13 protein-coding genes are annotated in these 10800 nt (G+C 29.4%); all 13 read left to right on the top strand.

The genetic code is table 11. From position 1 onward, the window contains the following. Positions 1 to 257: 257 nt before the first annotated feature. The 13 genes from rho to atpB all read left to right on the top strand — a co-directional run bounded on the left by rho (position 258) and on the right by atpB (position 10631). Positions 258 to 1853 carry a transcription termination factor Rho gene (gene rho, locus SPD90_RS04950; protein WP_442909043.1) on the top strand — a complete coding sequence of 532 codons (1596 nt, stop codon included), beginning with the start codon at positions 258 to 260 and terminating at the stop codon, positions 1851 to 1853. Between the two features lie 175 nt (positions 1854 to 2028). Further along, complete coding sequence (rpmE, locus tag SPD90_RS04945) at positions 2029 to 2229, top strand: 50S ribosomal protein L31 (RefSeq protein WP_290687125.1); 201 nt, start codon at positions 2029 to 2031, stop codon at positions 2227 to 2229. A gap of 170 nt (positions 2230 to 2399) precedes the next feature. Then, a complete protein-coding gene (locus SPD90_RS04940) occupies positions 2400 to 3311 on the top strand; it encodes a DUF1385 domain-containing protein (RefSeq protein ID WP_320924491.1) in 912 nt (303 codons plus the stop codon). 10 nt (positions 3312 to 3321) lie between these two features. Then, positions 3322 to 4173, top strand: a complete 852-nt coding sequence (gene prmC / locus SPD90_RS04935; RefSeq protein ID WP_320624808.1) for a peptide chain release factor N(5)-glutamine methyltransferase — start codon at positions 3322 to 3324, stop codon at positions 4171 to 4173. Between the two features lie 13 nt (positions 4174 to 4186). After that, on the top strand, positions 4187 to 5251 hold the full coding sequence (gene prfA, locus SPD90_RS04930; protein WP_320924490.1) for a peptide chain release factor 1: 1065 nt from the start codon (positions 4187 to 4189) through the stop codon (positions 5249 to 5251). A gap of 131 nt (positions 5252 to 5382) precedes the next feature. Continuing rightward, complete coding sequence (locus SPD90_RS04925) at positions 5383 to 6063, top strand: ZIP family metal transporter (RefSeq protein WP_320924489.1); 681 nt, start codon at positions 5383 to 5385, stop codon at positions 6061 to 6063. 21 nt (positions 6064 to 6084) lie between these two features. Next, positions 6085 to 7125: an L-threonylcarbamoyladenylate synthase gene (locus tag SPD90_RS04920; RefSeq protein ID WP_320924488.1), complete on the top strand. Its 1041-nt coding sequence runs from the start codon at positions 6085 to 6087 to the stop codon at positions 7123 to 7125. A gap of 311 nt (positions 7126 to 7436) precedes the next feature. After that, complete coding sequence (gene rpiB, locus SPD90_RS04915) at positions 7437 to 7889, top strand: ribose 5-phosphate isomerase B (protein WP_320924487.1); 453 nt, start codon at positions 7437 to 7439, stop codon at positions 7887 to 7889. Positions 7890 to 7925: 36 nt separating this feature from the next. Further along, the gene (gene upp / locus SPD90_RS04910) at positions 7926 to 8555 is read left to right on the top strand and encodes a uracil phosphoribosyltransferase (protein WP_320924486.1); all 630 of its coding nucleotides are present in this window, start codon (positions 7926 to 7928) and stop codon (positions 8553 to 8555) included. Positions 8556 to 8669: 114 nt separating this feature from the next. Then, positions 8670 to 9113 (top strand): deoxycytidylate deaminase, encoded by a 444-nt coding sequence (locus SPD90_RS04905; protein ID WP_320624802.1) that lies wholly within the window; start codon positions 8670 to 8672, stop codon positions 9111 to 9113. Positions 9114 to 9302: 189 nt separating this feature from the next. Next, positions 9303 to 9530 (top strand): AtpZ/AtpI family protein, encoded by a 228-nt coding sequence (locus SPD90_RS04900; RefSeq protein WP_320624801.1) that lies wholly within the window; start codon positions 9303 to 9305, stop codon positions 9528 to 9530. 4 nt (positions 9531 to 9534) lie between these two features. Continuing rightward, positions 9535 to 9924, top strand: a complete 390-nt coding sequence (locus SPD90_RS04895) for an ATP synthase subunit I (RefSeq protein WP_320624800.1) — start codon at positions 9535 to 9537, stop codon at positions 9922 to 9924. Between the two features lie 2 nt (positions 9925 to 9926). Further along, positions 9927 to 10631 (top strand): F0F1 ATP synthase subunit A, encoded by a 705-nt coding sequence (atpB, locus tag SPD90_RS04890; protein WP_320624799.1) that lies wholly within the window; start codon positions 9927 to 9929, stop codon positions 10629 to 10631. Positions 10632 to 10800: the final 169 nt, after the last annotated feature.

The following is a 10800-nucleotide window of genomic DNA, read 5'->3' as shown; positions in this document are numbered from 1 at the left end:
TTTATATTTAAATATATTTAATAAAAAATGTATACAAATATGTATTTTATTTTATTTATTGACCATAATACAAGAAAAATGCTATTATTAGATTGTAATTATGTTCGAGCTAAAATAAATATCTTTTCTTTTTCATGCCGTTTATTTCCAAATTAGAATAATTTAAATAAAAATTGTGAGCGAGGAGGTCTATTTTGAATATAGAAAATATTAATCTAAATGATTTGAACAGTCAAACATTAGCTCAACTAAGAGAAATGGCAAAAGAGCTAAATGTAAAGTCAGTGACTAAGTATAAAAAAGCGGATTTAATTGAAAAAATAAAGGAAGCCGTTGATAAATTAAAAACTACTGATACGGATGCAACTAAGGAAAAAAACAAAAAAATAAAAGAAAACAAAGACACGGATAAAAATAATGACTCAGAAAAAGAAGAGAAAGAAATCTTAGATGAAAAACATACTAAAATAGATCAAGATAATAAAATTGAGAGTGCAGATAATACAAAACAAATACAATACAAACCTGAAAATAATAAAAATAATAAATACGAAAATAAAAATTATACAAAAAATAATACTCAAGGAAATATAAATAATCAAAGAAATTATAATAAGTTTCAAAAAAATGATAATAAACAACAAAATATAGATAATAAATCTTCTAATAATACAAAAGGAAATTATACACCTAAGGTAGTAGAGGAATCTAAAATAATCAATGAATTTAATACCTCAAAGGACGATGAAGTAGTAGGTGTATTAGAAATATTACCAGATGGATTCGGATTTTTAAGAGGTTCAAATTATTTATCTACAGAAAATGATGTATATGTATCTCCTTCTCAAATAAGAAGATTTAATATGAAAACAGGAGACAAGGTAAGAGGTATAACAAGACATCCTAAGACAGGAGAAAAATTTAGAGCTCTTTTATTTGTTCAAAAGATAAATGATGAAGATCCAGAAACTGCAATACAAAGAAAATCTTTTGAATCGTTAACTCCTATATATCCAGAGGAAAGATTAACTTTAGAAAAACAACCAAATGAAATATCTACTAGATTAATAGATTTAATATCACCAATAGGAAAAGGACAAAGAGGTTTAATTGTTGCGCCTCCTAAGGCAGGTAAAACTATTCTTTTAAAAAGTGTTGCAAATAGTATAGTGAAAAATTATCCAAATGTAGAACTTATAGTATTATTAATAGATGAAAGACCTGAAGAAGTTACAGATATGAAGGAATCTATTGATGCAGATGTTATATACTCAACATTTGATCAAGTTTCAAGCCATCATGTTAAGGTAGCAGAAATGGTTTTAAATAGAGCTCAAAGACTAGTTGAGCATGGAAAGGATGTTGTTATATTATTAGATAGTATAACAAGACTAGCAAGGGCATATAATTTAACTATTTCGCCTACAGGAAGAACTCTATCAGGTGGTCTAGATCCAGGAGCACTACATGGACCTAAAAAATTCTTCGGAGCAGCTAGAAATATAAGACAAGGTGGATCTCTTACTATCCTTGCTACAGCTTTAGTTGAAACCGGATCAAGAATGGACGATGTAATATTTGAGGAATTCAAAGGTACAGGTAATATGGAATTACACCTAGATAGGAAATTAGCAGAAAAGAGAATCTTCCCAGCTGTAGATATCTATAAATCTGGAACAAGAAGAGAAGATTTATTATTATCAGATAAAGAAAAGACTGCTTTGTGGAAATTAAGAAAAGAAATGAGCAACAACTCTGTGTTAGAAGTTACGGATAATATATTAGAAGCATTGAAGAGAACAAAAACTAATGAAGAATTTATAAACAATATAAATGGAATACTTAATAAATAATATGGCAAATCAAAATTAAAAATAAAAAATAATTAAGAATAAATAAATTTTAAAGACTATTAAAAATGCTTGAACCCTTCGAAAACATATGATATAATATGGGAGTTGATATTTGAATAAGTAAAAAAATTAGTATAATTAATTTTAAAATATAAAGAAAAAAGAGGTGACAATAATGCAAAAAGATATACAACCAAAATATAAAGAAGTAGAAGTACGTTGTGCTTGTGGAAATACTTTCATGGCTGGTTCAACTAAGGACGAAATAAGAGTTGAAATTTGTTCTCAATGCCATCCTTTCTATACAGGTAAACAAAAGAATATAGAAAAAGGTGGAAGAATCGACAAATTCAAAAAAAGATTCAACATGGAATAATATTCAAAAAAACAGGGGTTGGTTTTCCAGCCTCTATTTTATTTTTACGATAATTATGAGGGATGTACAGGATAAAAGATTTTTATTTTTAAACATGCCCTTTTTTAATATTGTAAATTTGATATAATATTAAATGTGTAAAAACTTAATCGCGGGTTAAGGAGAAGGTTATGGAAAATGAAAAAAAATTAGGTAAAGTCGGAGGACAGGCTGTAATAGAGGGAGTAATGATGCAATCAGATGATTACAGAGCTATTGCGGTTAGAAAGCCTAATGGAGAGATAGAGATAAAAAAAGATAAGATTGAAAGCTGGGTAAGAGATAAAAAAATAGATAAAATTCCATTTTTAAGAGGTGGATTTATATTAATAGATACAATGATTAGCGGAATAAATAGCTTGAATTTTTCTTCAGAATTTTTCTTAGAAGAAGAGGAGGAAGATGCTATAGACAGGTTTCTTAAAAAAATATTTAAAGAAAAGGCAAATGATGCCATAATAGTAGTGTCTTTAATAATATCTTTGTTGCTTTCTGTTGGGATTTTTGTATTAATACCTACTTTTATAGGTGGATTATTTTCTAAGATAATAAATAGTCATATAGCACTTAACTTGATCGAAGGTGCGATTAGAATAGCGATATTAATAGCGTATATGGCAATAGTTTCGTTGAATGCAGATATCAAGAGAGTGTTTGAATATCACGGTGCTGAGCATAAAACTGTTTATTGTTATGAAAATGATTTAGAGCTAACAGTTGAGAATGCTAGAAAATTTGGAAGGTTGCATCCTAGATGTGGTACAAATTTTTTATTTATAGTTATGTTTATATCAATTATATTGTTTTCTTTTTTTGGATGGCCTAATCCTTTTTTAAGAGTAGCCATAAGAATTTTATGCATACCCATAGTTGCTGGGATATCTTATGAAATAATAAAATTTCTTGGAAAATATAATAATATTTTAAGTAAAATTGTCGCATATCCAGGAATGATGATGCAAAAAATAACTACAAAAGAACCTGATGACGAACAATTAGAAGTAGCAATAGCAGCGCTAAAGGCTGCATTAAATGAACAATAAGGGGTAATTTATGACTATTAAAGAGATAATTATAAAATATTGCCAACAACTAGAAAATATCAGCGATACACCTAGATTAGATGTAGAGCTTCTTCTAAAAAAAGCTCTTGGAGATGTAGATTCTATGTATATTAGAATGAATTTAGATAAAGCTCTAAGTGATGAACAAGAAAAATATTTTCTAGAAATGATGAAAGATAGATTGAATGAAAGACCAATTGCCTATATTATAGGTAATAGAGAGTTTATGGGATTGGACTTCTTTGTCAAGGAGGGAGTGTTGATTCCTAGACCAGATACAGAAACTTTGGTGGAAGAAATAATAAATATATGCAATAATAAAACAGGATTGAATATTTTAGATATAGGTACAGGTTCAGGAGCAATTACTGTAAGCCTAGCGAAATATTTAGATAAATCACATGTAGTATCAGTAGATATTTCTGATATTGCTTTAGAAATAGCATCTAAAAATGCCATTTCTAATAAAGTAGATGAACGAATAGATTTTATTAAGTCAGATGTTTTTTCAAATGTATCAGACGAAACAAAATTTGATATAATAGTATCTAATCCGCCATATATAAGAAAAGCAGATATAAGTGGATTAGATAGACAGGTAAAGGACTTCGAGCCTTATAATGCATTAGAAGGTGGAGAAGACGGACTTGATTTTTATAGGAGGATAACAGAAGAATCTAGACAATTTTTAAAACAAGATGGAATACTAGCTTATGAAGTAGGTCACGATCAAGCATCTGATGTAAGTAAAATTATGCAACAAAACGGTTTTAAGGGTATATATACAAAATGCGATTTGCAAGGATTTGAAAGAGTAGTAATAGGATTTTATAATAATTAGGAAGGTGGAAAAAATGTTAAATAAACTGCAAGTATTAGAAGATAAATACAAAGAGCTTACAGAAAAAATAAGCGACATAGAAGTTATCAACGACCAAAAAACATGGCAAAAATACATGAAAGAACATGCTGATTTAGAGCCAATAGTAATGAAATACAGAGAATACAAAGAAGTAATAGATAGTATAAAAGAATCTAAGGAAATACTAGAAGAAGAATCTGATGAAGAATTAAGAGAATTAGCTAAAATGGAATTATCAGAACTAGAGGATAAAGTAGAACCAATAGAAGATGAATTAAAAGTATTATTATTACCTAAAGACCCTAACGATGAAAAGAACGTTATAGTTGAAATCAGAGGTGGAGCAGGTGGAGATGAAGCTGCTTTATTCGCTGGAGACTTATTCAGAATGTATTCAAGATATGCTGAAAGAAGAAGATGGAAAACAGAGCTTTTAAGTGCAAGTGATACAGGTGTAGGTGGATACAAAGAAGTTTCTTTCATGATAAAAGGTAAAGGGGCTTATTCTAGACTTAAATACGAATCAGGTGTTCATAGAGTTCAAAGAATACCAACAACTGAATCAGGTGGTAGAATACATACTTCAACTGCAACAGTAGCAGTTTTACCAGAAGTAGAAGATGTAGAAGTAGAAATCAATCCAAATGATTTAAGAATAGACGTGTTCAGAGCTTCTGGAAACGGTGGACAATGCGTAAATACAACTGACTCAGCAGTAAGAATCACTCATATACCAACAGGTGAAGTAGTTTCTTGCCAAGATGAAAAATCACAATTAAAAAATAAAGAAAAAGCTATGAAGGTATTAAAGGCTAGATTATACGATAAAGCATTAGCTGAACAACACGACGATATAGCAGCAGAAAGAAAGAGCCAAGTTGGTACTGGAGATAGATCTGAAAGAATAAGAACTTACAATTTCCCTCAAGGAAGAGTAAGTGACCATAGAATAAATTTAACATTATATAAATTAGAATCTTTCTTAGATGGCGATTTAGATGAAATGATAGATGCGCTTATAACAGAAGATCAAACTAAGAAAATGTCAGCTATATAATGATAACTGCCAAATGATTTTGATATATCATTTGGCTTTTTTATCAGGTACATTAAACTCTCCTAAATTATTAATTTTAGCAGTTAAATTTACATATAATGAAATAAATTAAATTGGGAGAGTGTAATAATATGGTTTTGAAAATTACATTAATTGGATTGCTTGCAGGAGTATTAGGGACTGGTTTAGGAGGTGTTTTATCTGGAATTTTTAAAAAGAAAATTGATAGATGTATAGATTTTTTTATGGGCTTAGCTGGAGGTATAATGCTGGCGGTTGTAGTATTTGATTTAATGAAAGAAGCAATAGATTTAAAGGGGATTTGGATAACTGTAATTGCTACTTTTTTGGGAGTAATAACAACTATGCTCATAAAAGAAAATTTAGATATGTCACAGGATCAAAAGTCGGGATATTTAATTTTTCTAAGTATTATGCTACATAATTTGCCAGAGGGATTGGCTATAGGATCGTCCTTTGTATCGGCTACACAATTAGGATGGACACTAGCATTGGTCATAGGAATACATAACATTCCTGAAGGACTAGCTACAGCACTCAGTCTTGCAGGAACGAACATGAAAACAAGTAAAATTATATTATATACAGTTATAGCAGGAGTTCCTATGGGGATAGGAAGCTTTCTAGGTGTATATTTCGCAGGAAACTTTAATTCCTTAATTGGAATATTTTTATCAATTGCAGCTGGAACGATGTTGTATGTTGTACTTGAGGAAATTTTACCAAGAACTAAAAATATTTTTTGTATAATAGGTTTTTTAGTTGGAACAATAATTGTATATTGCGTTTAAATAAAAGAGGTGGAATAAAATATGGATACATTGATTAGCAAAATTGACGTAGATAATATAGATATGGAGGAAATAAAAAAACAAGCAGAAATACTAAGATCAGGTGAAACTGTTATCTTCCCAACTGAAACAGTTTACGGCTTGGGAGCCAATGCATTAGATGAAAATGCAGTCAGTAAAATTTATGAAGCTAAAGGAAGACCTAGCGATAATCCTTTAATTGTTCATATAAGCGACAAAAAACAAATATATAATTTAGTTACAAATGTGCCTGAAAAAGCTGAAATAGTTATGGATAAATTTTGGCCAGGACCTATAACTATAATTTTAAATAAAAAAGATATAATACCAAAAAGAACTAGTGGAGGACTTGATACAGTGGCAATTAGAATGCCTTCTAATAAAATAGCAAATGCACTTATAAGAGAAGCAGATATTCCTATAGCTGCTCCATCTGCTAATATATCTGGAAGACCATCACCAACTAGAGCTTCACATGTTTATGAACAAATGAATCATAGAGTTAGTGGAATAATTTTAGGAAATGATTGTGTATATGGATTAGAATCAACTGTGTTAGATTTAACAGGAGATATTCCAACTATATTAAGACCAGGCAGCATAACAAAGGAACAATTAGAAAAAGAGCTTGGAACTGTAAAATTAGATTCAGCACTAGAAAAGAAAGAAGATAACATAAAAGCAAAGGCTCCAGGAATGAAATATACACATTATTCTCCAAATGCAGATGTTTATATTGTATTAGGCGAACGATTTGAGGTTATTGATAAAATAAATAAGCTAACAGAAGAAAATGACAGAAAAAATTTAAAAACAGGTATAGTCTGTTTAGAAAATAACAAAAAATTCTATATAGGAAAAACTATATGTTTAGGAGAAACTTTAGAAGATGTTGCTTCAAATCTATTTGATGCATTAATACAAGCAGATAAAGAAAAGTGTGATATAATATATTCAGAAGGATTTACAAATGAAGGTATAGGATGCGCTATAATGAACAGACTTTTGAAATCTGCTGGATATAAAATCATAAATGCTTGATAATAAATTAATTTTGTTGAAATGTTATACAAAAATAAGTTATTATTAAGTTAGAAATGTTTTCCTGCTTAAATAAAATAAGAAATATTAAATTTTAGTTAAAAAAACAACGAGTAATAAAAATTAGTGATTTAAGAAAAATATTGAAATTTGTGTGTTTTATGGCATTTTTGAGCATAAATAATGATTAGAAAATAAATTATAATCAAAAAAATGTGGTAGTTTACGAAAAATAATTGTATAATTATATCTAGATAGTTAAAAAAAAATCAATCAATTTAAATAAAAAAATTTATATAGGAGAAATTGAAATGAAAATAGGTTTAGGATGTGACCACGGTGGTTACAATTTAAAATTAGAAATAATAAAGCATTTAGAAAGTAAAGGAATAGAATGTGTTGATTATGGGACAAATAGTGCTGATGAATCAGTAGATTATCCTATCTATGGACAAAAAGTAGCAGAAGCTGTAATCGCAAAAGAAGTTGATTACGGTATAGTATGCTGTGGTACAGGAATAGGAATATCATTAGCTGCAAATAAAGTGCCTGGAATAAGATGTGCAGTAGTATCTGATGTATTCTCAGCTAAAATGTCAAAGGCTCATAATAATGCTAATATGTTATCTCTAGGAGAAAGAGTATTAGGAAAAGGACTTGCTTTAGAATTAGTTGATGCTTGGATTAATACAGAATTTGAAGGAGATAGACATTTAAGAAGAGTAAACTTAATTGCAGATATAGAAAAGAAATATAACAAATAAAAACCAAAATAAGAGAATTGGTATAGGAGGTAAATAATGAGTAAAGTTATAGTTACAGATCATCCATTAATACAACATAAGTTAACTCTTATGAGACAGACAACAACAGGTTCAAAGGACTTTAGAGAATTATTAAAAGAAATATCAATGTTAATGGGATATGAGGTAACAAGAAATTTACCGCTAGAAGAAATAGAAATAGAAACACCTATAACTACAACAAAGTCAAAAATCATATCTGGTAAAAAACTAGGAATAGTACCGATACTAAGAGCAGGTTTAGGGATGGTTGAAGGATTTGTAACATTAGTTCCAACAGCTAGAGTAGGTCATGTTGGTCTATATAGAGATCCAGAAACTTTAAAGCCAGTTGAATATTATTGTAAGTTACCACAAGATATTCAAGAAAGAGAAATGATAATTGTAGACCCTATGCTTGCAACAGGTGGCTCTGCTATAGCAGCTATAGATGTATTAAAGGCTAAAGGAGCAAAAAATATAAAATTAGTAAATTTAGTTGCGGCTCCAGAAGGCATACGAGAAGTACAAAAATATCACGATGATGTAGATATATTTGTAGCAGCGATAGACGAAAAATTAAATGATCATGGATATATAGTTCCAGGATTAGGTGATGCAGGAGATAGAATATTTGGTACTAAATAATTTAATAAAAATAAGGATCTATAATACTATATAGGTCCTTTAAAATACTAAAAGTCAAATATTCTATAATATGTAATAAATGAAATATTTATTATTAGGAAAAGAGGATTAATTATGAGACCATCATGGGACGAATATTTTATGGAAATAGCAGAAATAGTAAAGAAGCGTTCCACTTGTATTAGAAGACAAGTAGGTGCTGTTATAGTAAAGGACAAACAAATCTTAACAACAGGTTATAATGGTTCACCAAAAAAATTAAAACACTGTGAAGAAATAGGATGTAAGAGAGAACAACTGAAAATTCCTTCAGGACAAAGACACGAGCTTTGTAGGGCATTACATGCAGAACAAAATGCGATAATTCAAGCAGCGCATAATGGAATTAATATAAATGGTTCAACACTGTATGTAACTACAAGACCATGCGTTATGTGCGCTAAAATGTGCATAAATGCTGGTATAGAAAAAATCGTTTACTTAGGAGACTATCCTGATGAGCTATCTAGTGAAATTTTAGAAGAAGCAGGAATAGAAATTGTTAACTTTAAAAAATAATAATTGAAAATAAAAATAGTGATATACTATAAGTATATAATGAATATACAAAAAATAACATATTTGCAATAAAATAAATAAATAATTTTAATTAAATTTATATATTTGTTTTAAAAATATGGTAATATATTTAAATAAAGGCAAAATATATATGTTTTGCAAATTAAATTAAAAAGGTGTGTTTATATCATGAAAAACAGAAGTGTATTTAGCATAGTAGCAGAAATGGGATCTCTAATAACCCAATTAGGCATAATCGTATTAGTTTGTATATTTGGATGCTTTTTTATAGGAAGATTTATAGATTCCAAATTAAATACAGACCCTATATTCATGGTTATATTCTTGGTGTTAGGAGTAGCAAGTGCATTTAACTCTGTATATAAAGTTCTTCGTAAATACACGAAAGGGAAGTGATTAGATGGATGTCAAAGTATCAAAAGAAGTTAAGGCAGTTACGCTAGGCGTTCCTATATTTGATATAGTAGCAGTTATAGTATTGATGCTTATATCAAAATTTAGTATGCCTATGCTTGTTGGGATTATATTTGGTAGTGTCATAGCAGTCCTTAACTTTAGACTATTAGCATTGACATTAGAAAAGGCAGTAAATCTACCACCAGGAAAGGCTCAGGCATATACTGGGGTTAGGTATATGATAAGGCTTACAATAACTGCTGCAGCACTTATTGTATCTGTTAAAAACCCTAATTTACATATAATAGGAACAGCAATAGGATTAATAAGTACTCAAGTTGTTATATTTATAAAAACATTAATAGCATCAAAATTTAAAAGAAAGGAGGTATAGTTGTGAGATACGCACAATGGATTATTACGTTTTCAAATGGTTTCCGTATAAGTGAGACTGTAGTTACAAGCTGGATAATAATGGCTTTCTTGATTATAGTATCATTTTTACTAACTAGAAACTTAAAAGTAATTCCAACTAGTAAGGTTCAAATTATGTTAGAATATGGAGTTACAACTCTTAAGAATCTAGTTGAAAGTAACATGGGCAAAGATATATTTAAAAAGATGCCAAATATGTTCTATTACATAGGCGCATTATTTTTATTCTTTGTATGTTCAAACTTAATTGGTTTACTTGGATTTAAATCTCCAACAACTGATGTTGATACTACACTTGGATGGGCATTGCTTACTGTATTCTTAATTTATTTCGAGGGTATGAAAGCAAAAGGACTTGCTTATTGGAAAGGTTTATTGGAACCAGTTCCACTATTATTACCTTTAAATATAGTTAGTGAATTTGCAACTCCAATATCACTTACATTCCGTCCATTTGGGAATATACTAGGTGGTACTGTAATTATGGGACTTCTTTATCAGTTATTAGCGTATATATCAACTCTAATACCTGGAGTTTCAATCCCATTCTTACAATTAGTAATACCAGTGCCTTTACATCTATACTTTGACTTGTTTGCAGGTTGCTTGCAAGCCTTTATATTTGTAATGTTAACAATGGTATTTGTATCAAATGCAACAGAGTAGTAAGCTAAAAATTTAAAAATTATCAATTTATCAAAAAAGGAAAATTAAAAATTTATATCTTTTAAGGAGGAATTTATTATGGAACAAGCATTAATGGTATTAGGATCTGCTATAGGAGCAGGAATCGCAGTTTGCTCAGGTATAGGTTCAGGAATAGGACAAGGATACG

The organism is Intestinibacter sp., from assembly GCF_034113885.1.
GTDB lineage: Bacteria > Bacillota > Clostridia > Peptostreptococcales > Peptostreptococcaceae > Intestinibacter.
The sequence above is the reverse complement of the archived record's forward strand: the minus strand, read 5'-3'. Positions and strand labels throughout refer to the sequence as shown.